General features: G+C 68.8%; 26 protein-coding genes and 1 pseudogene. 14 read left to right on the plus strand and 13 right to left on the minus strand.

Features of this window, described 5'->3' with window-relative positions:
• Both AC069I_RS31165 and AC069I_RS31170 read right to left on the minus strand, forming a co-directional pair.
• Positions 1-217, minus strand: a pseudogene (locus tag AC069I_RS31165) (fused response regulator/thioredoxin-disulfide reductase); the annotation flags it as partial.
• Between the two features lie 195 nt (positions 218-412).
• On the minus strand, positions 413-856 hold the full coding sequence (locus AC069I_RS31170; RefSeq protein ID WP_478230848.1) for a methyltransferase domain-containing protein: 444 nt from the start codon (positions 854-856) through the stop codon (positions 413-415).
• Between the two features lie 43 nt (positions 857-899).
• On the opposite strand from AC069I_RS31170, the gene AC069I_RS31175 reads away from it, so the two are divergent.
• A complete protein-coding gene (locus AC069I_RS31175) occupies positions 900-1,265 on the plus strand; it encodes a helix-turn-helix domain-containing protein (protein ID WP_478230847.1) in 366 nt (121 codons plus the stop codon).
• A 26-nt stretch (positions 1,266-1,291) separates the two neighbouring features.
• Here the strand turns inward: AC069I_RS31175 and AC069I_RS31180 are convergent, their stop codons facing one another.
• Positions 1,292-1,879 (minus strand): DUF305 domain-containing protein, encoded by a 588-nt coding sequence (locus AC069I_RS31180; protein ID WP_478230846.1) that lies wholly within the window; start codon positions 1,877-1,879, stop codon positions 1,292-1,294.
• A 47-nt stretch (positions 1,880-1,926) separates the two neighbouring features.
• Positions 1,927-2,298, minus strand: coding sequence for a DUF6153 family protein (locus AC069I_RS31185; RefSeq protein ID WP_340687761.1), 372 nt, complete (start codon positions 2,296-2,298; stop codon positions 1,927-1,929).
• A gap of 148 nt (positions 2,299-2,446) precedes the next feature.
• Here AC069I_RS31185 and AC069I_RS31190 point away from each other — a divergent pair, with 148 nt between their 5' ends.
• Positions 2,447-3,493 (plus strand): winged helix DNA-binding domain-containing protein, encoded by a 1,047-nt coding sequence (locus AC069I_RS31190; protein WP_478267035.1) that lies wholly within the window; start codon positions 2,447-2,449, stop codon positions 3,491-3,493.
• Here the strand turns inward: AC069I_RS31190 and AC069I_RS31195 are convergent.
• Positions 3,486-4,643, minus strand: coding sequence for an epoxide hydrolase family protein (locus tag AC069I_RS31195; RefSeq protein ID WP_478267036.1), 1,158 nt, complete (start codon positions 4,641-4,643; stop codon positions 3,486-3,488). The genes AC069I_RS31190 and AC069I_RS31195 overlap by 8 nt on opposite strands.
• A gap of 78 nt (positions 4,644-4,721) precedes the next feature.
• Between AC069I_RS31195 and AC069I_RS31200 the strand changes: the two genes are divergently transcribed.
• From AC069I_RS31200 to AC069I_RS31225, 6 genes are all read left to right on the plus strand, one after another.
• Positions 4,722-5,114, plus strand: a complete 393-nt coding sequence (locus AC069I_RS31200) for an NUDIX hydrolase (RefSeq protein ID WP_340687758.1) — start codon at positions 4,722-4,724, stop codon at positions 5,112-5,114.
• Positions 5,115-5,155: 41 nt separating this feature from the next.
• On the plus strand, positions 5,156-5,620 hold the full coding sequence (locus AC069I_RS31205; RefSeq protein WP_478267037.1) for a hypothetical protein: 465 nt from the start codon (positions 5,156-5,158) through the stop codon (positions 5,618-5,620).
• A 154-nt stretch (positions 5,621-5,774) separates the two neighbouring features.
• Positions 5,775-6,218: a single-stranded DNA-binding protein gene (locus tag AC069I_RS31210; RefSeq protein ID WP_219150473.1), complete on the plus strand. Its 444-nt coding sequence runs from the start codon at positions 5,775-5,777 to the stop codon at positions 6,216-6,218.
• 84 nt (positions 6,219-6,302) lie between these two features.
• A complete protein-coding gene (locus AC069I_RS31215) occupies positions 6,303-7,331 on the plus strand; it encodes a polyprenyl synthetase family protein (RefSeq protein ID WP_478234615.1) in 1,029 nt (342 codons plus the stop codon).
• Positions 7,332-7,366: 35 nt separating this feature from the next.
• A complete protein-coding gene (locus AC069I_RS31220) occupies positions 7,367-7,675 on the plus strand; it encodes a cupin domain-containing protein (protein ID WP_478234616.1) in 309 nt (102 codons plus the stop codon).
• A gap of 92 nt (positions 7,676-7,767) precedes the next feature.
• Positions 7,768-8,394 carry a TetR/AcrR family transcriptional regulator gene (locus tag AC069I_RS31225; protein WP_340688614.1) on the plus strand — a complete coding sequence of 209 codons (627 nt, stop codon included), beginning with the start codon at positions 7,768-7,770 and terminating at the stop codon, positions 8,392-8,394.
• Here the strand turns inward: AC069I_RS31225 and AC069I_RS31230 are convergent.
• Entirely contained in the window at positions 8,384-9,334 is a 951-nt protein-coding gene (locus AC069I_RS31230) for a hypothetical protein (protein WP_478227122.1), read from the minus strand. The two genes, AC069I_RS31225 and AC069I_RS31230, sit on opposite strands and share 11 nt — an antisense overlap.
• 279 nt (positions 9,335-9,613) lie before the next feature.
• On the opposite strand from AC069I_RS31230, the gene AC069I_RS31235 reads away from it, so the two are divergent.
• Positions 9,614-10,483 carry a hypothetical protein gene (locus tag AC069I_RS31235; RefSeq protein WP_478227282.1) on the plus strand — a complete coding sequence of 290 codons (870 nt, stop codon included), beginning with the start codon at positions 9,614-9,616 and terminating at the stop codon, positions 10,481-10,483.
• On the opposite strand, the gene AC069I_RS31240 is transcribed toward AC069I_RS31235, so the two are convergent.
• Together AC069I_RS31240 and AC069I_RS31245 are read right to left on the minus strand one after the other, a co-directional pair.
• On the minus strand, positions 10,480-11,043 hold the full coding sequence (locus AC069I_RS31240) for a hypothetical protein (protein WP_478227123.1): 564 nt from the start codon (positions 11,041-11,043) through the stop codon (positions 10,480-10,482). The genes AC069I_RS31235 and AC069I_RS31240 overlap by 4 nt on opposite strands.
• A gap of 57 nt (positions 11,044-11,100) precedes the next feature.
• Positions 11,101-11,613, minus strand: a complete 513-nt coding sequence (locus AC069I_RS31245; RefSeq protein WP_478227124.1) for a mycothiol transferase — start codon at positions 11,611-11,613, stop codon at positions 11,101-11,103.
• Between the two features lie 98 nt (positions 11,614-11,711).
• On the opposite strand from AC069I_RS31245, the gene AC069I_RS31250 reads away from it, so the two are divergent.
• From AC069I_RS31250 to recQ, 3 genes are read left to right on the plus strand one after another with little or no spacing between them, the layout of a single operon-like run.
• Positions 11,712-12,059 carry an ArsR/SmtB family transcription factor gene (locus AC069I_RS31250; RefSeq protein WP_478227125.1) on the plus strand — a complete coding sequence of 116 codons (348 nt, stop codon included), beginning with the start codon at positions 11,712-11,714 and terminating at the stop codon, positions 12,057-12,059.
• A 10-nt stretch (positions 12,060-12,069) separates the two neighbouring features.
• The gene (locus AC069I_RS31255; protein WP_478227126.1) at positions 12,070-12,894 is read left to right on the plus strand and encodes an SMI1/KNR4 family protein; all 825 of its coding nucleotides are present in this window, start codon (positions 12,070-12,072) and stop codon (positions 12,892-12,894) included.
• Between the two features lie 48 nt (positions 12,895-12,942).
• A complete protein-coding gene (gene recQ / locus AC069I_RS31260; RefSeq protein ID WP_478227127.1) occupies positions 12,943-14,775 on the plus strand; it encodes a DNA helicase RecQ in 1,833 nt (610 codons plus the stop codon).
• Here the strand turns inward: recQ and AC069I_RS31265 are convergent.
• Entirely contained in the window at positions 14,772-14,987 is a 216-nt protein-coding gene (locus AC069I_RS31265) for an antitoxin (protein WP_340687748.1), read from the minus strand. The genes recQ and AC069I_RS31265 overlap by 4 nt on opposite strands.
• 153 nt (positions 14,988-15,140) lie before the next feature.
• On the opposite strand from AC069I_RS31265, the gene add reads away from it, so the two are divergent.
• The gene (add, locus tag AC069I_RS31270) at positions 15,141-16,115 is read left to right on the plus strand and encodes an adenosine deaminase (RefSeq protein WP_478267038.1); all 975 of its coding nucleotides are present in this window, start codon (positions 15,141-15,143) and stop codon (positions 16,113-16,115) included.
• A gap of 70 nt (positions 16,116-16,185) precedes the next feature.
• Here the strand turns inward: add and AC069I_RS31275 are convergent, their stop codons facing one another.
• Positions 16,186-17,889, minus strand: a complete 1,704-nt coding sequence (locus AC069I_RS31275; protein ID WP_478267039.1) for a cellulase family glycosylhydrolase — start codon at positions 17,887-17,889, stop codon at positions 16,186-16,188.
• A gap of 274 nt (positions 17,890-18,163) precedes the next feature.
• Here AC069I_RS31275 and AC069I_RS31280 point away from each other — a divergent pair, with 274 nt between their 5' ends.
• Complete coding sequence (locus tag AC069I_RS31280) at positions 18,164-18,985, plus strand: lytic transglycosylase domain-containing protein (RefSeq protein ID WP_478227130.1); 822 nt, start codon at positions 18,164-18,166, stop codon at positions 18,983-18,985.
• Positions 18,986-19,026: 41 nt separating this feature from the next.
• On the opposite strand, the gene AC069I_RS31285 is transcribed toward AC069I_RS31280, so the two are convergent.
• From AC069I_RS31285 to AC069I_RS31295, 3 genes are read right to left on the minus strand one after another with little or no spacing between them, the layout of a single operon-like run.
• Positions 19,027-20,373, minus strand: a complete 1,347-nt coding sequence (locus tag AC069I_RS31285; protein WP_478267040.1) for a vWA domain-containing protein — start codon at positions 20,371-20,373, stop codon at positions 19,027-19,029.
• Positions 20,370-21,251, minus strand: a complete 882-nt coding sequence (locus AC069I_RS31290) for an AAA family ATPase (RefSeq protein ID WP_478227132.1) — start codon at positions 21,249-21,251, stop codon at positions 20,370-20,372. Before AC069I_RS31290 ends, AC069I_RS31285 begins: the two co-directional genes overlap by 4 nt.
• 21 nt (positions 21,252-21,272) lie before the next feature.
• Positions 21,273-22,712 (minus strand): MFS transporter, encoded by a 1,440-nt coding sequence (locus tag AC069I_RS31295; protein WP_478227133.1) that lies wholly within the window; start codon positions 22,710-22,712, stop codon positions 21,273-21,275.
• Positions 22,713-22,729: the final 17 nt, after the last annotated feature.

A 22,729-nucleotide genomic window follows, 5' to 3' on the forward strand; every position in this document is an offset into this window, starting at 1 on the left:
TCGGTGCGCGGGGCCGCACCGATGAAGATGAACAGGTGCCCGGTGGGCACGGTCTCGGTCGCGCCGCCGTTCTCGCACAGGGTCAGCCGTTCGAGGTGATCGTCGCCGTGCGCCTCGACCACCGTGGTCCGGGTGCGGACGTGGACGCTTCGAGCGACTGGCCGCGGACGAGGATGGTGACGTCGGCGGCGTGCTTGGAGAAGAACACCGCCGCCTGATAACGACATCAGTCGCCGTTTCTCGGCGACGATCACCTCACACCACCCCGGAAGCCAAGAACTGCGGCACGGCGACATCACCGGCCTGATCCGCCAGCCAAATCTCCCCTTCCGCCAAGGAAACCGCCCCGCCCCGCCCCGGACAGCAACGTCCACCAGCCCGCGCAGGAACGACTCCCCACCGAGGAACCCGATCACTCCCTCGACCGGCAGCTCACGAAACCCGCTCGCGTCGAGCAGCCGCCGGATATGAAGAATCGATCACCAGCGCCTCCCCAGTCGGGACCGGACAACACGATCCGTCCACCAGGGACCAGAACCCGCCGACCCTCCGCGAGGGCGGCCTCGGGCTCCGCGAGTTCATGGAACACCTTGTCCGCCCGATAACCCGCGAATCCACCGTCGACCGGCAAGGCGTACGCGTCCCCGATCAGGAAATCGCGATCGGGTGGCGAAAGGTCGACACCGACAGCGCGGAAACCCGGCGACGACAACTCGGATACGGCCGGCCCGGCACCACAGCCGACGTCGATCACGGCGGAACCAGGTTCGAGCCGGAGCAGTTCGTAGGTCCGGGCCCGAAGTTCGGCGGCTCCCGGCAGGACTTCGGCGGCGTCGAGCCGCTGCAACATGGACATACCGCAGATCGTCCGGCTTAGTGTCGACATGAGGTCAAGCACCTTGAGCGTCGGCGAGGTCGCGGAGCGCTTCGGCCTGGCCACGCATGTCTTGCGCCATTGGGAGTCCGTCGGCCTCCTCGAGCCGGCGCGGGCGGGCGACCGGCGGCGGTACGACGACAACGACCTCTACCGGATCGCGATCATCCTGCGCTCGAAGGAGGCGGACCTGAGCCTCGATGGCATCCGTGAGATGTTCCGCAGACCCAGCGAACGCGAAGCGATCCTCAAGCGCCACAAGAAAGAACTCGAGCAACGCATCGCGGCCGCGCAGGCCTCGCTCGCGATCGTCGACTGCGCGCTCGGGTGCGAGCATGACGACTTCACTCAGTGCGCGCACTTCCGGGCGGCGGTGGCGCGAGCCGGATGACCCCGGCCCGCGCCACCGCACCCGGCTCAGCCGAGCAGCGCGCGCATCTCGGTGATCTCGGCCTGCTGACCATCGATCACCTTCTGCGCCAACGCCTTCACCTCGGCGTTGCTGCCCTGCTGCAAGGCGGTCTTAGCCATCTCGAGCGCACCTTCGTGATGTTTGACCATCATTTCGAGCCACTGCTTGTCGAACGCGGCGTCCTTGGCTTTGCCGAGTTTCGCGAGATCGTCCTCGGTCATCATGCCGGACGCCGAGCCGTGTCCGGAGTGCTCGCCCGACGGCGCGACTCCCCAGCCTTTCAGCAACCCGGTCAGCTGCTGGATCTCCGGATCCTGCGCCTTCTGGATCCGCGCGGCGAGGTCGACGACCTTCGCGTTCTTGGTGCGGCCGTCGACGAGTTTCGCCATCGCGAGCGCCTGTTCGTGGTGCGGGATCATCCCTTGCGCGAACGTGACGTCGGCCTGGTTGTGGCCGGCCTGCTGGGGATCCGGCGCCTTCACCGTGGACATGCCGTGTCCGGTGGAAGCGGTGTCGGAGCCGGCACAGCCGGTGAGCACGGCGAAGGAGGCCAGGGCGGCGAGCGCGGCCCCGACCAGTTTCCTGCTGGTCATGATTCTTCCTCTGATCGGTTTCGGGCAGGGCGGGACGAACCCGCCTGTCACACCCGCAACACGCAAAGAAGCGACAATCTTTCGGGTACCGGTCTCCAGCGCGGCGGATCACGGCCCGACGCCGAGCCGCCGCGCGGGCGCGACTTCCAGGTCGCCACCGTCCGTCCATTCCGGATGAGCAGCCAGGAGACGATCAGGAGCACGGCCGCGGCGAGTATCGCGAGACACAGGTGCAGTCCACTGTGTCCACCGTCGTCGTGCGAAGACGTGTCCGCGCAGCACGGATCCGCCATCGCGACGGCGGAGTGCCCCGCGTCGTGGCCGGACTCGGCGACGACGTGGTGCATACCCACCAGACCCAGTGCCACCACGCACAACAACAGCCACCGCAGGGCGGCCGGGTACGAGGTCTGGGTCACGGCTCCACCGTAGCCCGATTCAGCGCGCCGCCGGACGGTGGGGTTTCCCCGCCGGAAGCAGTGCCGGGAGCCATTCCTGCATATCTGCGTGCCTGCGCAGGTCAGGAGGCGACACCGAGCCGGCGCAGGCCCGTGGGATCGTCAGCGGGTGACGCTATCCGACGACGACCTCCGTGCCGTCCGCGCCCACGCGCAATTGCTGACCGCGCCGGCCACGGACGTGCTCGCCGTGGTCGGCTCCGTCGCCGCGGTCCAGGCACAGTCGACGCCCGCCGCCCGCCTCGCGATCCGGGCCCGGAGCCGGGGTCTGACCGCTCCGGACACCGAGGCGTCCCACGCGGTCACGCGCACCTGGCTGATGCGCAAGACGCTCCATCTCGTGCCGACGGCGGATCTCCGGTGGCTGAACCGGCTGTTCGGCCCGCGCAACGCCCAGGCGGGGCAGGGACGGCGCAGGCAACTGGACCTCACCGACGAACTCTGCGAACGCGCGCTCGGGAAGCTCCAGGATCTCTTGCCGGGCAAGGCACTCACTCGGCGGGAGATCCTGGACGGCCTGGCCGCCGAGGGTATCGCGCTCGACGCGAAATCTCAGGCACCGGCCCATCTCCTGGCGTACGCGGCCAACCGCGGACTGCTGTGCCGAGGCCACGACGCCGGGACGAAGCCGACGTACGTGCTCCTCGACGAACGGGTCACCGAGAGCCGCACGCCGGACGAACCGCATACAGAACTCGCCCACCGCTACCTGACCGCCTATGGCGTCGCGACCGCCGAGGACTTCAGCGCTTGGTCCGGGCTCCCGATCGGCCTCTGCCGCAAGGCTTTCACCGCGCTGGACCTCGTTCCCGCCGGCAAATGCTTCGCCCTCTCGGAGACCGAGCTGTCCGCTCCCCCGTGCCCCCCGCGCCTGCTCGGCGCTTTCGACACGTACCTGCTGGGCTACCGCGACCGCGATCTGCTCCTCGACCCGGCCGAGGCGAAACGCGTCAACTCCGGCGGCGGGATGATCGCGCCGACCGTGCTGATCGACGGCCGGACAGCCGGAACGTGGCACACCAAGCGGACCGCGAAGCTGACGAAGGTCGTCGTGGAGCCCTTCGCCACACTCCCGCGGTCCGCCATCGCCGGCCTGGAGTCCGAAGTGGACGATTACGGCCGCTTCCTCGGGGAGACGGCCGTCCTCGTCAGTTGAGGGACCGGAAGAACTCCCGCACGTCCGCGACCAGGATCTCGGGCTCTTCCAACGCCGCGAAGTGCCCGCCGCGATCGACGTCGGTCCACCGCACGATCGTGTGGGCGTCCTCGGCGTACCGCCGGATCCCGACGTCGTGCGCGAAGATCAGCGCCGCCGTCGGCACGCCGGAGTTCTTCTCGACGGCTCCCCAGGTTTCCGCCTGCGCGTAGCCGACGTACGCGGACGAAGCCGCCGTGCCGGTGAGCCAGGTGAACATCACGTTGGTCAGCAACCGGTCCTTGCCGATGATCTCTTCCGGCAACGTCGGGCGCGGATGCGTCCACTCACGGAACTTGTCCATGATCCAGGCCAGCTGCGCGACCGGGGAGTCCACGAGTCCGTAGCCGAGCGTCTGCGGCCGCGTCGACTGGATCGCGATGTAGCCGAACTCCTCCTGCATGAAGGCCCCGATCCGCTTGACGCGATCGCGTTCGACGTCGGTGAGCGAGGCGAGTTCCTCCTCCGGCATGGACATCGGCGGCATCGGGGTCAACCCGCCGTTGACGTGCACGCCGATCACCTTGTCCGGCGCGGACCTGGCCACCTCCGGCGACACGGAAGCGCCGAGGTCGCCGCCCTGCACGCCGTAGCGTTCGTACCCGAGCCGTCGCATCAGTTCCGCCCATGCCCGGCCGATCCGCGGCATGGTCCAGCCGGAATCCGAGACAGGGCCCGAAAAACCGAAACCGGGCAGCGACGGGATCACGACGTGGAACGCGTCCGCCGGGTCGTCGCCGTACGCCTTCGGATCCGTGAGCGGGCCGATGACGTCGAGGAACTCCACCACCGAACCCGGCCAGCCGTGCGTGAGGATCAGCGGTGTCGCGCCGGCTTCGGTCGAGCGGACGTGCAGGAAGTGGATCCGCTGGCCGTCGATGACCGTGGTGAACTGCGGATGGCGGTTGATCTCCCGTTCGGCGGCACGCCAGTCGTAGCCGTCGCGCCAGTATTCGGCGAGTCCGCGCAGCCACGCCACCGGCACTCCGGTGTCCCAGCCGTCGCCGGGAAGCGGAGCGGGCCAGCGCGCGCTGTCGAGCTTCGCGTGCAGCTCATCCAGCTGCTCCTTCGGGATGTCGAGGCGGAAGGGGCGGATCTCGGTGTTTTCCATGAAGCCCACGTTACGAGGCATTGCGGACAGTTTCGGTCCTCAATCAAGGGCGCATCTCAGGTACGGGAAGATGCGCTCGTGACGGACAAGTACTTGGCCTACGGCAGGCTCATCCGCGACGGGAAGATCCTGTTCATCCGGCGGCGGCCGGGGTCCTTCCTGGGCGGCCGCTGGGAATTGCCGGGCGGGACCGTCGAGCCGGGCGAGCGGCCCGACGAGACCGTGGTCCGCGAGTTCGCCGAGGAGACCGGGCTGGCCGTCCACGTGACCGGCGAACGCGGCACCCACAGCTGGGACGACGTCGCGGGCAGGCCGATGCGGATCCACGCCACGGTGTACGCGCTCTCCGAAGAGACCGCGGGCGAGGTCGTGCTCGATCCCGGGGAACACGACGCTTTCACCTGGTACACCCGCGAAGAGGCCGCGGGACTCGAACTCGCCGATCACTTCCGGCGAGCGCTCGAAGGCTGATGCCGGGACCCGTCCCGGCCGGGCTTCCCTACGCTCCTGGCATGCTCCGACGCCTTTTGCCGGCTCTGGCAGCGCTCGCTTTCGTGGCGGGCTGCGGTTCGGACTCACCCGAGCCGCCGAAGCCCGCGGACGGCGGCGACCTCGCTGCCTGCTCCGACGGCGTCTGCGAGGTCGGCGCACCGCCGGGCGGCAGGATGACCTTTCCCGAGGAGACGAGGGTCGAGTCCCTGACCGTCCGATCCGTCGAGGAGAGCACAGTCGTCCTGGTCGCCCGCGGCATCGGCTCCCGGAGCGGCGGCACCTGCACCGGCAAGAGGTGCGAGGCGTCGGCCAACGGTCTCGACTTCACGGCCACGCTCGGGCCGGACAGCACCGTCACCTACAACGACCTCTCCATCGACCTGCTCGGCGTGAGCGACGGCGCCGCCGTCCTCCGGTACGGCGCGATGTTCAGTCCACATGCGACGGTCACTGTGGACCGGGTCGTGGCCGCCCGGCTGTCATGAAAGGGTCGTTCAGGACACTTTTCGTCTTGAACGACCCTTTCATGACATCCGGGCGCCGCGGGACGCCGGAAACTGTCGTACCCCGGTGGTCTCCTCTTCACAGGCGACAGCGGGCCCGGCCGGGTCCGCGCGCGGACCCGAGGAGGAAAGCCCCATGGCCGGAGAAACGGTGCTCACGGTGATCGGCAACCTGACGACCGACCCGGAGCTGAAGTTCACCCCGTCCGGAGCGGCGGTCGCGAACTTCACGGTCGCGTCGACACCACGCGTCCTGGACCGCGCGAGCGGGGAATGGCGCGACGGAGACCCGCTGTTCCTGCGCTGCGCACTGTGGAAGCAGGCCGCGGAGAACCTGGCCGAATCCCTCACCAGAGGGACGAGGGTCATCGTGCAGGGCAGGCTGAAACAGCGATCGTTCGAAACCAAGGAAGGCGAGAAGCGCACGGTGGTGGAGCTCGACGTCGACGAGATCGGCCCGTCGCTGCGGTATGCCACGGCGAAGGTGAACAAGGCGGGCCGGAGTTCGGGCGGCACACCGTCGGACGGGGCCTGGGAGCGAACGCCGGTGCCCGCAGGAAACCCGGAGCCGCCCTTCTGACCCAGCGGTTTCCCTCTCGGGAGGGAGCGATCTCCCTCCCGGGCGCCATGCGGCCGCGAACCTCCGGCTCGGATGCTGGAGGTCGTGAACACGACCACGATCGTCACGGAACTCGGCCTGGACCCGGCCGTCGAGCGGCACGTGGAGTTCGCCGCCGAACTCCGCACCGGGCTCGCCCGGGTCGAAGAGAGACTTCAGGAGGTGTTGCGCAGCCCCGGTCATCCGGAACTCACCGAAGCCGCCACCCACCTCGTCCGCGCGGGTGGGAAGAGGTTGCGTCCGTTGATGGCGTTGGCCGCGGCGGCGTTCGGCGACGGGCGAGGCGACGCGATCTCGGCGGCCGCCCTCGTCGAACTCGTGCACGTCGCGACGCTCTATCACGACGACGTCATGGACGAGGCGCCGATGCGGCACGGGGTCACCAGTGCGAACTCCTTGTGGGGCAACAAGAAAGCCGTCCTGATCGGAGACTACGTGCTCGCCTGCGCGGCACGGGTCGGCGCCGGCCTCGGCGACTACGCGTTGCGGTCGCAGGCGAAGACGTTCGGCAGGCTCGTGCGCGGCCAGTTCCTCGAGACGACCGGGCCGTTCGAGGACTGTGGCCGTCACGCGCCATACGAACACCACATCCAGGTGATGGCCGACAAGTCCGCGTCATTGATCGCGATGGCGGGCAGGCTCGGCGCACAGGTGTCGGGCGCGGATGAGCGGACCATCGAAACGTTGGGCCAATACGGCGAACTGATCGGGGTGGCGTTCCAGATCTCCGACGACGTCCTCGACATCTCCGCGTCCACCACCGACCTCGGCAAGTCCGCGGGCACGGACCTCCGTGAAGGCGTCGTCACCTTGCCGATGCTCCACGCGGTCGACGACGAGGGGCCCGGGGCCGCTCGCTTGCGCGAGATCATCGGTCACGGACCGGTTTCCGATCCGGTGGTCCGCCAAGAGGCGCTCGGGCTCCTGCGCGAATCCGCCGGTGTCGTGCGCGCACTCGCCGAAGCGCACGGATACGCCGCCAAGGCGAGGGACCTCGCGCTCAGCCTCCCCGACCGGCCCGCCAGGGCGCTGCTCGTCGGCCTTTCGGCATTCGTCGTCGACCGCGGCGAGTAGGCCACGGCACCCGTGACCAGGGCTACAGTGGCGGAATGACCATCGAAACCCTGGGAAATGTCGAAGGCCGCGACATCGGCTCCGGAGTCTCGATCATCCGCGAGCGGACCGACGTCGACGGTTCCGGACCGAGGCTGCACCAGCACCCGTACCGCGAGACGTTCGTCGTCATCCGCGGCCGGGCCAGGTTCACCATCGGGGACACCGAACGCGAAGGAGGGGCGGGTGACGTCCTGGTCGTGCCCGCGGAGACCCCGCACAAGTTCGCCGTGATCGGGCCGGAAATCTACGAAGCCGTCCACATCCACGAGAGCGACCACTTCATCACCGAGTGGCTCGAGTAATTCTGTCGAGCGCAAGAAAACCCTTTCCCGGGCTAGAATCCGACGACGTGCTCGCGGACGGCGGGCACCCGAGGCGACGGGAACCGGGAACTGTGACCGACGTGGCGGGCCGCAGCGGGGACGAGACCCGCACGGTGGACAGGTTCGGCCAACGGCGTGCGCAGCTGGCGAGGTCGGCGCTGGTCACGTTGTCCGAGCTGGGCTACGCGCGTACGAGCCTTCGGGAGATCGCGCAGAACTCCGAGTTCTCCCACGGGGTCCTGCACTACTACTTCCGTGACAAGGCCGAGCTGATCACCTACTGCGTCAAGCAGTACAAGGCCGAATGCGTCACCCGGTACGACCGGATAGTCGAAACCGCGGAAACGGCCGAAGAACTGAGAACGGCCTTCGGTGCCGCGACGGCGGCCACGCTGCGGGAAAACGCGCGGCTGCACCGGCTCTGGTACGACCTGCGCAACCAGAGCCTGTTCGAGAAGCTTTTCCAGGCCGACGTTCTCGCCATCGACGAGACCCTCGAACTGATGATCTGGCGGGTCGTCTCCCGATACGCGGAACTACTGGGCAAGCCGACGGATTTCTCCCCGTCGACGACGTATGCGCTCTTCGACGGCCTGTTCCAGCAAGGCCTGCTGAAACACCTCGCCGGCCGGGAGGACGCGGCGAGGTGCCTTCAGGATTCGGTGGAGCAGGTACTGGCCCGGCTCTTCACCACTTGATCGTCGGGTACCAGATGACGCCCGTCCGGCCCAGCACGCGCAGATCCCAGTACAGCAGCGTGAACGTGCCGGCGACCAGCAACGCGGCACCGGTCACCACGGCGATCCTGGTGGGCTTCGCGAGCATCCATCGCTGCAGCCGCCCGCCCGTGCCGTGCGTGAGCAGAAGGAACAACAGCGCCATCACCAGGATGTTGCCGACCGACTGCAGGGCGAAGGCAGCGGCGCCGTAGAACACGTTGTGGCTTTCGGCCGCGCTGCGGAACATCATCCGGAACAGCGGGAACGGCCTGCCGATCAGGAAACCGCCGATGAGCGCGCCCATCAGCACGAGCGGCGTGTGCGGGAACCGGCGGGTGAGCCCGGCGATCGGGTTGCGGACGATACCGACGGAAGCCAGGCCCAGCACGATGAACACGATCCCGATCACGCCGTAGACGATCATCGACTGGATGTTCCGCGGGGTGAGCCCACCGGATGACGAAGCCGTCGAGAACTGCGGCATCCGTGTGCCGACCAGCGCGACGATGACGCCGTACACCACGGAAACCGTCAGCATTCCCGCGGCGATCCAGCCCAGTGGCTTCAGTGTGTCCGTGAACTTCGGCCGCCCGGTGGTTCGTCCGCCGACGAGCGGGGCGACGGCGCCGAAAGCGGCGATGTTGCACGCGGTGAACGTTCCGGCCAGCCCCGAGACGAACGCGAAGAACGTTCCGGCCAGCACTCCGCCGATCGGGGTCGCCTTGGCGTCGTGTCCCAGCAGGGTGTCGGCGACGCTGTCACCGATCACACTGTCCACAAAGGGCGCCGACCAGACCACGGTCAGCGCGAATCCCGCCAGGACGGACCAGAGGACCACCCGCCATCGGTGTTCCGGATACGGTCCGGAACCGAGGAAACCCGCCTGCGGTGAGACGGGAACGTGTTCGGTGACGGACATTCGGTGCCTCCAGCGGCCGATGGCTTCCCCTGATCCCATCGTTGTTCCGCCATCGGGAGGAAGCCACCTCCAAAGTGCCGATCTTGCCTTGGTCCGACCGGCTCCGGGCAATCCGGATTCACCGGTCCGGCGGGTGCCGCCGAAACGCCCGATCCGCTAGGCGGCCGAATAGCTCCGAAAAGGTGAAAGCTCCGGAATCTCGTGGGATCATCATCGGAGGTGTACGGCAGCATGGCCACCCGATCCGGCCTTGACCGGCCACTGACCCTGCGGAGGGCGATGGACTTCGACGAGGTCGCGGACGAGCTCTACGCCGGCGATCCGGCCGAGTTCGTGTCGGTGCGCAACCAACGGGCGAAAGAGGCCAAGGCAGCGGGGGACCCCGCCTTGGCCGAGCGCATCCGCGCCCTGCGGAAGCCCACGCTCGCGGCCTCGATCCTCAACCGCCGGGCCGGCTCCCCTGAGCTGGCGGAACTGGCCAGGCTCGGTGACGATCTGCGCAAGGCGCATTCGGCGCTGGCAGGCGAGGACCTGCGCAAACTCGCCCGGCGGCGGCAGGAGCTGGTGAACCGGATCCTGCGGGACGAACGTTCGATGAGCGAGCCGGTCGCCCGTGAGGTCGAAGCCACCCTCGAAGCCGTCGTGGCCGATCCCGAGGTCGCGGCGCTCGCACTCGCCGGGCGGCTGAGCAGCGGGGCGGACAGCACGGGCGACCAGTGGCTGACCAGCGGGTTCACCCCGCAACCGAAGCGGAAGCCCGCGCCGGAGCGGGAGAAACCCGCCACCGTGTCGCATTTGGACGATCGGCGGAAGGCGAAGCGGCAAGCCGCCGAGAAGGCCGAGCAGGAGCGGATCGACAAGGCCCGCGAGGAGGCCGAACGCGAACAGAAGCGGGTGGCGGAGTTCAACCGGCTTCGGCGCGAGGCCGCCGAGCTCGCGAAGGCCTGCAAACAGGCCGAGATCGACGTGGCCCGCGCCGAACGCCGGGCGGAAAAGGCCACGGAGAGGGCGAACGACCTCCGGCGGCGGCTCGCCGACGCCGAACTCGAGGAAGAGACGGCGAACGGGGAGACCGCAGCCGCGCAGACCGTCTTGGACGATCTGCGCGCCGAAGCCGAGCGGATCGACGAAGCCCTCGAGGAGTTCTAAGCGGGCTGCCGGTCACGAACCCGCGTGGCGGTCACCCGGCGTCCGTACGGGGTCTTGCCGCCCGGCTTGTACACCGACAGCACGGTCATGGTCACGTACATCGTCGTGGACACGATGATCGGGTAGAACCCGTCCACGCGCCGTCCCGCCTCCACGAACACACCGTCCAAAGTGGACTCTGCGGCGGCCGCCAGTTCCCGGATGCCCGGCAGCAGCGAGAACAGCGTCAGCCCGGTGGCGATCAGGGTCAGGACCAGTTTGATCGCGACCCACTTGTACCGGATCAGGCCCCATTTCGTGCCGAGGCTGAGCACGACCCCGCTGACCAGGGCGGCCATGCTGACCGGCAGCAGGAGATAGCCGCCGATCTGCTCCATCATCAGGATGGCCGCGTGCTGGCGGCGGGGGTCGTCGGTGAACACGGAGGTGATGGTCAGGACCGCGTTCACCATGGTGATCCCGAGCCAGCCGAGTGACGAAACGACATGGACGACGAGGACGAGTTTCCGCCACCGCGGGGTGAGCGTCATCGGCGGTCGCCGCACTGTGGAAGTACTCATGCGACCAGTGTTTCCGCGGGCGGCGTTCCCGTCGTCCGTCGCGGAGCGGCACCTCGCCTACGTATCGCGGAGTACGAGCCCTCGGACGTACGCCGCCTGCCCGGCGTGCTGGAGGTCCTCGGAAAGCACGCTGACCAGGCGAACCCCGAGAGTGACGGGCGGATCCCAGGCCTCGTCGACGATACGGTCGAGGTCGGCTTCGCCGAGTCCGGCGGCCCATGCCGTCGTCGCTTCGTGCACCGCGTCGTAGTAGCCGGTCAGCAGGTCGGCGGAGCCGGCACGAACGGCCTCCACGTCCTCGGGGCGATGCCCGTAACCGATGTCCGACGCCGGGAAAGGCAGCGAGAAGCGGCCCATCCAGTCCTGCGCGGTCCAGATCTGCTCGGTACCCATCAGGTCGGCGACGTGATCGTCCTGCACCCGGGTCAGATGCCAGACCAGCCAGGCGATCGTGTTCGCGCCCGGCGCCGGGCTCGCGGTCAGCTGGTCGGCGCTCAACCCCTCGACGGCGTCGTGCACGACTTCTTGGACGCGGCCGAACCCGTCGGCCACCACTTCGGCCAGTTTCATCGAATCCCCTTCCTGCGTCCCCGCCCACGATGCCACCGCAAGGTGACCCCTGCCTTACAACCTTGACTTATATAAGCCCACGCCGTGATAGTTGCCGGATGCACGCGTTCGACGTCCTCGGGGATCCGGTGCGCCGCCGGATCCTGGAACTGCTGGCGGGCGGGGAGCAGAGTTCCGGCGACGTGACCGCGGTGGTCCGCGCCGAGTTCGGGATCTCGCAACCCGCGGTCTCCCAGCATCTGCGCGTCCTGCGCGAGAACGGCTTCACCACTGTCCGCGCCGAGGGCGCGCGACGGCTGTACTCGGTCGATCCGGGCCCGCTCAAGGAGATCGACGGCTGGCTGGACCAGTACCGGCGGTTCTGGACCGGTCCGCTCGACGCGCTCGCCACCGAGATCGCGCGCGGCCGCCGTGAACGCCGGAAGGCCGCCGAAGACGGCGACTAGGGTCGCCCCCATGCGCAAGGGGTGGGGGCGTGCCGTCGTGATCGCCGTAGCGAGTGTCGTCATCGTGCTGGGGCTCGTTTTCGCGGTCACGGTGCGTGGCGGGCGAGACAAGGGAGCGCAGTGGTACCCGGCGGCCCCGCCGACGACACCACGTACGCCGTCCTACTCGACCGCCGCGCCCGCGCCCACGACCCGGCCGACGCTCACCGTCGACAGCGGCTGCCGCCTGGGACAGGGCCCGGCCGCGCTCGATCCGGTCCCCGAGGCGACCACCCGCCGGGTGAACGCCGCCTGGGAGCGCGTCGAGCGGTGGCTCAAGGCCCACGCGCCGACGACGGCGGCGAGCCTCCGCCCGCCCGCGACGCTCGCACGGATCGCCCAGGCACAACGGGAGACCGGCATCCCCTTGCCCGCCGAACTCGTCGCCTTCCTACTGCGGCACGACGGCGTTTCGGGCATCGGCGATAGCTTCGCCCTGCCCCCGTTCCACCACCTCGCTTCCACCGAAACCATCGCGAGCCAAGCGAAGGTCATGTGCGACGTGCTGATCTCGGGCGGGTGGGACGACAGCGTCGGCTCGTGGTGGCACGGGCGATTCGTGCCCGTCGCCGTCGACGGCGGTGGTGACGGGCTGTTCCTCGACCAGCGCACCGGAACCGGGCGGCTCGGCGACTGGAACCACGAGGGTTCGGTGAGCTTCGATCACCGGCCCGCGACCCTGACCGAACTGCTGGAGCAGACCGCGACCGCGCTCGAGACCGGCGGGCCCGTCGACGGCGGCTACCGGCCGGTCGTCACCGGAAACCGGGCGCTGGACTGGGAGTTCCCGCGCTGAGGTGCGCGGGCGCGTCGACTGTCGGACCCCGCCCCTAGAATCGTCCGGGTGGCAGTCCCCGACATCGGTACCTCGGAAGCCCTCGAAACGCTGAACCGCGTCTTCGGCTACGACGACTTCCGCGGCGACCAGCACGCCATCGTCGAACACGTCATCGCAGGCGGTGACGCGCTCGTCCTCATGCCCACCGGCGGCGGCAAGTCGCTGTGTTACCAGATCCCGGCGCTGGTGCGGCCGGGCGTCGGCGTGGTGATCTCCCCCTTGATCGCGCTGATGCAGGACCAGGTCGACGCGCTGCGCAACCTCGGCGTCCGCGCGGGTTTCCTCAACTCGACGCAGGACTACGCCGAGCGGAACAGGGTCGAGGCCGCGTTCGTCGCCGGCGAGCTGGACCTGCTGTACCTGGCACCCGAGCGGCTCTCGGTGGAGTCGACGGTGCGGCTGCTCGACCGCGGCAAGATCTCGCTGTTCGCGATCGACGAGGCGCACTGCGTCTCCCAGTGGGGTCACGACTTCCGCCCCGACTACCTGATGCTGTCCGCGGTGCACGAGCGCTGGCCGGACGTGCCGAGGATCGCGCTCACCGCCACCGCCACCAAGGCGACGCACGCCGAGATCGCGTCCCGGCTCAATCTGGAGGACGCGCGGCATTTCGTCGCGAGCTTCGACCGGCCGAACATCCAGTACCGGATCGTCGGCAAGAACTCGCCGCAGCGGCAGCTGCTGGAGCTGCTGCGCACCGAGCACAAGGGTGACGCGGGGATCGTCTACTGCCTGTCGCGGAACTCGGTCGAGAAGACCGCGGATTTCCTGGTGGAGAACGGGATTCCGGCGGTGCCGTATCACGCCGGGCTGGACGCGCGGACCCGCGCGAAGCACCAGTCGCGGTTTCTGCGCGAGGACGGGCTGATCGTCGTCGCGACGATCGCGTTCGGCATGGGCATCGACAAGCCCGACGTACGGTTCGTCGCGCATCTGGACCTGCCGAAGTCCGTCGAGGGCTACTACCAGGAGACCGGCCGCGCGGGCCGTGACGGGCTGCCGTCGACGGCGTGGCTGGCGTACGGCCTCCAGGATGTCGTCCAGCAGCGCAAGATGATCGACATGTCGGAGGGGTCCGAGGCGCACAAGCGGCAGCTGAGCGCCCACCTCAACGCGATGCTGGCGCTGTGCGAGACGGTCGAATGCCGTCGTGTGCAGGTGCTGAACTATTTCGGGCAGCGGAGCGAGCCCTGCGGCAACTGCGACACCTGCCTGGCGCCGCCGGAGACCTGGGACGGCACGATCCCGGCGCAGAAGATCCTGTCGACCATCGTCCGGCTGCAGAACGAGCGGCGCCAGAAGTTCGGCGCGGGGCAGATCATCGACATCCTGCTCGGCAAGTCGACGCCGAAGGTGACCCAGCACCGGCACGATTCCCTGAAGGTCTTCGGGATCGGCACGGAGCTGAAGGAGCCCGAGTGGCGGGCCGTGGTGCGGCAACTGCTGGCGCAGGGGCTCGCGGCGGTCGAGGGCGACTACGGCTCGCTCGTGCTGACCGAGGGCAGTGCCGAGGTGCTGAACGGGGAGCGGAAGGTCCAGCTGCGGCGCGAGCCGGAGCGGGTGGCGAAGGCGGCGGCCCGGTCCAGCGCGAAGAAGGCCGCGGCCGCCGACATGCCCGCCGAGGCGGCGCCGGTGTTCGAGATGCTGCGGTCGTGGCGGGCCGCGGCGGCGAAGGAGCAGGGAGTGCCCGCGTACGTGATCTTCCACGACGCGACCCTGCGCCAGATCGCCACCAAACGGCCCACCACGCTGCAGGAGCTGGGTACCGTCAGCGGCGTCGGCGAGAACAAGCTCGCCAAATACGGCGAGCAGATCCTCGAGACGCTCGCTGAAGCTTAGGGCTGGTAGGGGCGTCGCGGCCGCCCGGTCATCCCGTCGACCTTGCGCACCGCGCCGTCGATCTGGCTGTGGTACTTGCCCTTGGTCTTGTGGTCGACGAAGGTCGCGGCCTTGTTCACGACTTTGGAGACCTTCTCGGGGTTCTTCCGCACGTAGGCGCGCACGGCCCCGGCGGTGCCGGCCAGGGCGGTCAACTTCCGCAGTAGAGGCACTGTGGTCCCTTTCCTCGGGGTCGTCTGGTGTCCTGCTCAACGTCCGGTGGTGCCCCGAGGGTTCCCCGCGGCGAGCCGAATCACTCATTTCGGATATCCGGCCGCCGGAAAACCGGGCGCGAGACGAGGGCCGTGACCACTAACTTGGTGCTCATGCGGGATCTTTCTCTGCTGCCCAAGGCGCATCTGCACGTCCACCTGGAAAGCACCATCCGGCCGGACACGCTCCGTGACCTCGGCGAGGCGAACGGCGTCGCGGTACCCGCGGAACAACCCGTGTTCGATGGCTTCCGTGCGTTCGGTGACTACAACGGGCTGCTGCGGTCCTGCCTGCGGAGGTCCGAGGACTTCGAACGGGTGGCGCGCGAGTTCTGCGAAGACCAGGTCGCGGACGGCGTCCGCTACGCCGAGGTCACCTTCACGGCGGCTTCGCACGGCGAACGGCTGGGAGAGCCGGACATGCCGCTGGCGTCCGTCCTCAAAGGACTCTCGGTGGGGGCGGCCGAATACGGGCTCCACTGGCGGGTGCTGCTGGACCACTCGCGCCGCCGGTCGGTCGAACGTGCCCGGCTCACCCTCGACCTGGCACGCCGGTACGCGCCGGACGGGGTGTTCGCGATCGGGCTCGCCGGGGAGGAGAAGTACCCGCTCGCGCCGTTCGCCGGGATCTGCGACGAGGCCGAAGAGGCGGGGCTGCACCTGATCCACCACGCGGGCGAGGACGCCGGCCCGGCGAGCATCCGCGAGGCCTTGGAGGTCGGCCACAGCGAACGGATCGGCCACGGCATCCGGATCCTGGAGGACGTCGCGCTGGTCGCCGAGGTGCGGGAACGCGGTATCGCGCTGGAGGTCTGCCCGTCGTCGAACGTGACGCTCGGGCTGGTTCCCTCGTTCGAGGAGCACCCGCTCCCCCGGCTGGTCGACGCCGGGCTCGTGGTCACGCTCAGCACCGATGTCCCTTCGGTCACCGGGACGACGCTGACCGACGAGTTCCTGCGCACTCGCGAAGCGTTCGCCTACGACGACCTCGCGCTCGCGGGCCTCGCCAGGGCGTCCGTCGACGCGTCCTTCGCACCCGCCGAACTCAAACGTTCGATCCACCAAGAGATCGACGCCTGGCTCTCCTGACGCAATTAGTCCTCTGGATGCGGTCCTTGCGCGTGCAAGTACCGCATCCAGAGGACGAAACGCGAGGGGATCAGCCGGTCGGGAAGTCGTCCGGCGTGCGGATGCGGTCCCGCACCCAGACACCGGCGGGCTTCAGCATCGAAGTGCCGGTGAAGGAGTTCCCGGCGCAGGTTCCGGTCTTGAACACGGCACCGGAGCGGAAGTCGTCGGAGAAGTTCCAGTTCGTCCAGCCGATCTTCTTGGCGGCCAGCAGATCCAGGTACTTCTGCGAGTACGTGAAGTCGTTCCCGCCGTCGCCCGTGTAGGTCTGGGTGCCGAATTCCGTGACGAACACCGGGAGCCGGTCGGCCGTCCGCGCCAGGGCGTCGTAGTGCTCGTCCTGGTGCGACGCCGCGTAGAAGTGGAACGTGTACATGATGTTGGTGGCGTTGACCGGGTTGTTCAGGATGTCGGTCTCGTCGCGCTGGTCGGAGATGCCGAAGGTCGACCAGCCGTGCGTGCCGAGGAACACGACGCTGTCCGGGTCCTGGGCGCGGATCACCGGGATGACCTCTTCGGCGTACCGCTTCACGTCCGCCCAGCTGACGCCGTTCGGTTCGTTCGCGACGTCGTAGATGATGTTGACCTTGTCCTTGTGCCGCTGGGCGATCTCGGTGAAGAACGTCTTCGCGAGATGTGTGTTCGCGTTCGGGTCGCCCGGGTCGAGCTGATGCCAGTCGACGAGGACGTACATGCCGCGTTTCGTCGCCTCTTCGATGTAGTTGTGCATCATGTCGGTGAACTTGCGCGGGTTGCTCTCGTAGCCGTCGTCCTGGATGTACATGGCGACGCGCAGGATGTCGGCCTTCCAGTCGTTGGCCAGCGCGTCCAGCGAGGCGGTCTTCACGCATTGGCTGTACCACTGGATCCCGTGCGTGCTCATCCCCCTCAGCTGGATGGGCTTGCCGTACTGGTTGCACAGTTTGACACCGCACACGTGGAGCTTTCCGTTGATGGACACCGGTGTCCCGGTACCGCACGCCGGCGTGGTGGCGGAGACGGTGGCGCTCGGCGCGGACGTGTTCCCCGCCGCGTCGTAGGCGACCACCGTGAACGAGTAGGCCGTCGACGCGGCGAGACCGGTCACCGTCGCGGGCGGATTCGCCGTCGTGGCAACGGTTTGCCCGTTCCGCAGGACGCGGTACCCGGCGACGCCGACGTTGTCGGACGACGCCTGCCAGGTCAGGGTCACGCTGCCACAGCTCACGTTCGACGTGGTGGGCGAGCCCGGCGCCGACGGCGCTTCGGTGTCGTCGGAACCGCCGCCGGCCTCGACCGACAGCGAGTCCGCGTTGGGGCCGCCGTTCGCCGTGACGGCGGTGGTGCGGATCTTGTTGGCGCCCGCGGCGAGGTTCACCGTCGTGGTGACGGTGCGCCAGGTCGTCCACGCGCCGGTGCCGGCGAACCCGAGGTCGTCGACGGCGATCGAGCCGTTGACCGTGATGTCGAGCGGGCGGTTGGCGGTGGTGCCGTTGGCGTAGCGGAAGGTCAGCGTGTGCTGTCCGGCCTGCGCCGCGTTGACGGTGTACTCGACGTAGCTACCGGTGACGTTGTCGTAGTTGACGAAGCCGGATCCGGTGAAGCCCGTGTGGTTGGATTCGACCACGCCGCGCGAGATCGTCGCGTTCTCGGCTTCGTAGCGGACTGGAGCCGCGGAAACGGCCTGGGCGGAGATCGGGACCGAGGCGGTCGCGAGCACCGTGACCAGCGCCGCCCGCCATCTTGGGCGTACCACTTTGTGCCTCCTTCAGAAGCGTCGTTGCGTTCCGTGAAGCAGGGGGCGCGGCGAGCCCTCGTTAAGAAACCTTCCTAACGCGGACTAGTCTCACCATCCGACCGAAGCGCTGTCAACCGGTCAAAGGGGGCGATCGCACCCCGCGTTCAGTCCTCTACTTGCGGTAGTTGCACGCGCAAGGACCGCATTCAGAGGACGAAATGCGGAGGTGGGCCGGGTCACCCGGACGGCGGGCCACACAAGTTCTCCACAATCGTCACGTACCGTGGAGCGGGTGACCGCTTCGTCCCCTTCGGCACTGGACCTCATGGACCAGTGGGAACAGCCGCCCAGGAAACGCGGCCCGCGTGGCTGCGTGATGCTCGCGCTCCTGGTCGTGGGCGCCTTGGTGGCCGCCGCCGTCTGGGTCGTGGTGAGCCTCACCGACCGCGAGCCGGTTCCGGTGAAACCGGAATTCGTCGTCCCCGCGCTCAAACCCGCCCCCCGGTCGGCAATCCCTGGCGAAGCCGGATCGCTGCCCGCGGAGCCCGCGAAGGACGCCTGGATCGCGAAGGTGGCGGAGAATACGGACATCCCCTCGCGCGCGCTGCGGGCCTACGTGAACGCCGCCGAAAAGACCGCGAAGACCACTCCACGCTGCGAAATCACCTGGGCGACCATCGCCGGGATCGGCCGGACCGAGTCCCAGCACGCCCGGCACGACGGTTCCCGCGCCGGTGAGGACGGTGTCGTGACGCCGCCGATCATCGGCATCCCGCTCGACGGCTCCCCCGGCGTGCTGGCGATCGTCGACACGGACAAGGGCGCCCTCGACGGCGATCCGAAGTGGGATCGCGCGGTCGGGCCGATGCAGTTCCTGCCCGCCACCTGGAAGCGGTACGGCGTCCGCGCGAGCGGCGACGGCGCCGCGCCGGACCCACAGAACATCGACGACGCGGCCATGACGACCGCGCGGTACATGTGCGCGCGGGGCGGCGACCTCGGAGACCCCGCCGGCTGGTGGACCGCGGTGCTGACCTACAACAACTCCACCGCGTACGGGCAGGAAGTGTTCAGCAACGCCGACGCCTACGGCAAGGCCGCGCTCAAACCCTGAACCTCGTGAGTGGTAAGGACGGTTCTAACCGTCCTTACCACTCACGAGACCAGACGAGCCACCAGCCGCGTCAACTGGTGCACGTTCCGGCATTCGTGCATTTCGACGACCTGGGCGTACGCGTGCGCTTCGGAGTCCCCGGTGGACCACAGCGCGGTCCGCTCGGGATTGAGCCAGTACGTATGCCTCGCGGCGGCGGCCATTCCGCGCACCGCCTCCAGGTTCGGGTCGCCGCCGTTGGTCCTGGCGTCCCCGAGGATGAGCAGGGATGTCCTGGGCCCCACGGCGTCCGAGTAGCGCTCGGCGAACTCGCCGAGCGCGTGCCCGTAGTCGCTGTGCCCGTCCCAGCGGGTCAGTTCCGCGTCGGCGAGGATGCGCGCGCCGAGGTCCTCCGGATCGGCGGCACCGGTGTCGACGAGATGGGTGATCTCGTCGCACGCGTCGATGAACGCGAACACCCGCACCTTGCTGAACTGGTCGCGCAAGGCCTGCACCAGCAGCATGGTGAAGTTCGCGAATCCGGCCACCGAGCCCGACATGTCGCACAGCAGCACGATTTCCGGCCTCCCCGGCCGATGCCGCCGGTACGACGGCCGCATCGGGACGCCACCGGTGGACAGCGAGCGCCGCAGCGTCCGGCGCAGGTCGATCTGCCCGCGCGCGTGCCGCCGTCGCCGGGAGGCAAGCCGGGTGGCGAGTTTGCGCGACAACGGCTGGACGACGCGGCGGAGTTCGGCGAGTTGCGCGCGGCTGGCGAGCAGGAAGTCGACGCGGTCGGCCGCCGGCGGGACGGCGTGCCGCGAAACCCGTTCCCTGCCACGGACTTCCGCCACTCGGCGGCGAGCTTCGGTCCGCACCAGCCCACGGAAACCCTCGACCCGACGCCGGACGTCGTCGCGGTCCAGTCTGTCGGTGAAATCGTCCGAAGCTCCCGCGCGGATCGCTTCGAGCACGCGGACCACGAGCGTCTGCGGCTGAAGCCGTTCCAGGGTCTGGTGCGCCGACCACCCGCCGGTGCCCGCCGTACCGCCGTACTCCCCCAGCATGTCGACGGCGAGCCCGGCCAGTTGCGTCAGTTCGGTTTGGTCGTTGGCCGCGAGCGCCGAGGCGAGCCGGTCCCGCAACGCGGCCAGGTCTTCGACGGGGTCCTGCGAGGGCGCGCCGACGCCGAGCGGGAAGTAGATGTCGAACGTCGCGTCGAACACCGCGCGCTGGCCGCCGCGCCGGACCAGCGCCGCCGCGAGCCCTTCGCGCATCTGCTCACGGGAGGCCAGGCCCAGTACTTCCAGTGCCGCGGCGGCGTCGACCGTCTCACTGGGACCCACCGGGATCCCGTGCTCCCGCAACGCTTCCACGAACTCGACGAGTCTGCCCGGCACACCGCTCACGAGTCGAGGACCTTGCCGAGTTCCAGCCGCGCTTCCGCCTTCACGACGTCGTCCTGGTGTTTGAGGATGACGCCGAGACTCGCGCGGACGACGTCCTCGCCGAGACTGTCCGCGCCGAGCGCCAGCAGAGTGCGGGCCCAGTCGATGGTTTCGGCGACCGACGGCGCCTTCCGCAGTTCCATCGCCCGCAGCCCGGTGATCACCTTGACGACGGACGCGGCGAGCGCGTCGTCGACGCCCGGCACCTTGAGCCGCACGATGCGCTGTTCCAGTGCCGCGTCGGGGAAATCGATGTGCAGGAACAGGCAACGCCGTCGCAGCGCCTCGGAAAGCTCGCGGGTCGCGTTGGAGGTCAGCACCACGAACGGCTTGCGCCCGGCGGTGATCGTGCCGAGTTCCGGGACGGTGATCTGGAAGTCGCCGAGCACCTCCAGCAGCAGCCCCTCGATCTCGACGTCGGCCTTGTCGGTCTCGTCGATGAGCAGGACGGTCGGTTCGTCGCCCTTGATCGCCGTCAGCAGCGGCCTGGCCAACAGGAACTCTTCACCGAAGATGTCGTTGCGGGCTTCGTCCCAGGTCTCGTCCTTACCGGCCGTGATCCGGAGAAGCTGCTTCGCGTGGTTCCACTCGTACAGCGCCCGCGACTCGTCGACGCCTTCGTAGCACTGCAACCGCACGAGCCGGGAGCCGCTGGCCTGCGCGACCGCCTTCGCCAGCTCGGTCTTGCCCACCCCCGCGGGGCCCTCGATCAGCAACGGCTTGCCGAGGGCGTCCGCGAGGAACACCGTGGTGGCAACGGCCGCGGAGGCCAGGTAGCCGGTGTCGGCGAGCTTCGCCGTCACGTCTTCGACGGATGTGAAGTACCCGGTCCCAGCCACGCGGCCTCCCAGCTCGATCGCCTACCCGGCCGACTCTACGTCGCGAATCCGCTTCGGCAGGAGGAACCCGACCGCGAACGTGAGCATCACCATCACCGCGACCACCCAGAACGTCCGCTGGGCAGCGCCGGTCGGATCCGCGGTCCCGGCGTCGAAGAACACCGTGCCCAGCAACGCCAGCCCCAGCGCGCCACCGACCTGCTGGAGCGACGTCAACGCGCCTGACGCCGATCCGGCCTCGGACGGTTCCACTCCGGACAGCGCGATCTCGAAGTACGGCCCCATGATCAGGCCGGAGCCGATCCCGACCACCAGCAACGCGGGCGCGATCTGCCACGGACCCGTCTCGGGGCCGAGGAGCAGCAGCAACGCGACCACGCCGGCGGTCATGATGAGCGCACCGGTGTGCAGCACCTTGCGGCCGTGCTTGCGCACCGCCTGCACCAGGCCCATCCCGACGATCATCCCCAGCGACATCGGCACCCCGGTCAGCCCCGCCTTCAGCGGGGAGAATCCCAACCCGAGCTGCAGGTACAGCGTGAAGACGAGGCCGAAGCCGGAGAACGCGGCGAAGTAGATCGTCCCGGTCGCCATCCCGGCGAGGAAGCTGCGCTTGCGGAACAGGCTCGGCTCCACCAGCGGATCACCGCCGCGGCCGCTCTTGCGCTTCTCGAACCACGCGAAGACCCCGAACACCACGACCGCGGCGGCCATCATCGCGAACGTCCACAGCGGCCAGCCGTACTCGCGGCCCTGCACCAGCGGGAAGACGATCAGCAGCGCGCCGGTCGTGGCGAGCAGCGCACCGGGGATGTCGAGGGTGAGCGAACCGCCGGGCCGGGATTCGGGGAGGAACTTCAGCGCGGCGAGCACGGCCAGCGCGCCGATCGGGAGGTTGATCAGGAAGATCATCCGCCAGCCGGTGCCGAAGAAATCGGCGTCGACCAGCCAGCCCGCGAGGATCGGGCCACCGACCGCGGCGAGCCCCATCACCGGGCCGAACATGCCGAACGCGGACTGAAGCTCCTTCCCGGTGAACATCTCCTTCATCATGCCGAGGCCCTGCGGGACCATCGCGGCGCCGAACAGGCCCTGCACGACCCGCGCGGTGATGATCATTTCCGGGTTCACCGCGATCGCGCAGAACAGCGAGCCGACGACGAAACCGATCGCACCGATGAGGAACATGCGCTTGCGGCCGAAGATGTCGCCGAGCCGCCCGCCGGTGAGCAGGCCGGACACCATCGCGAGGGTGTAGGCGACACCGAGCCACTGGATCATCGCCGTGCCGCCACCGAGCGACTCCCGCATGACCGGTCCGGCGATGCTCGTGACCGTCATGTCGAGCAGTTCCATCACCGAGCCGGTCAGGATCACGAACAGCGCGGGCCAGCGCCAGCGGTAGGACTTCTCCACGTTTTCCGTGGTCACACCGCTCGGGGTGTCCAGTGTCATCGTCATGGGACCAACGCTAAAGT

This window comes from Amycolatopsis sp. NPDC043885 (genome assembly GCF_056435685.1).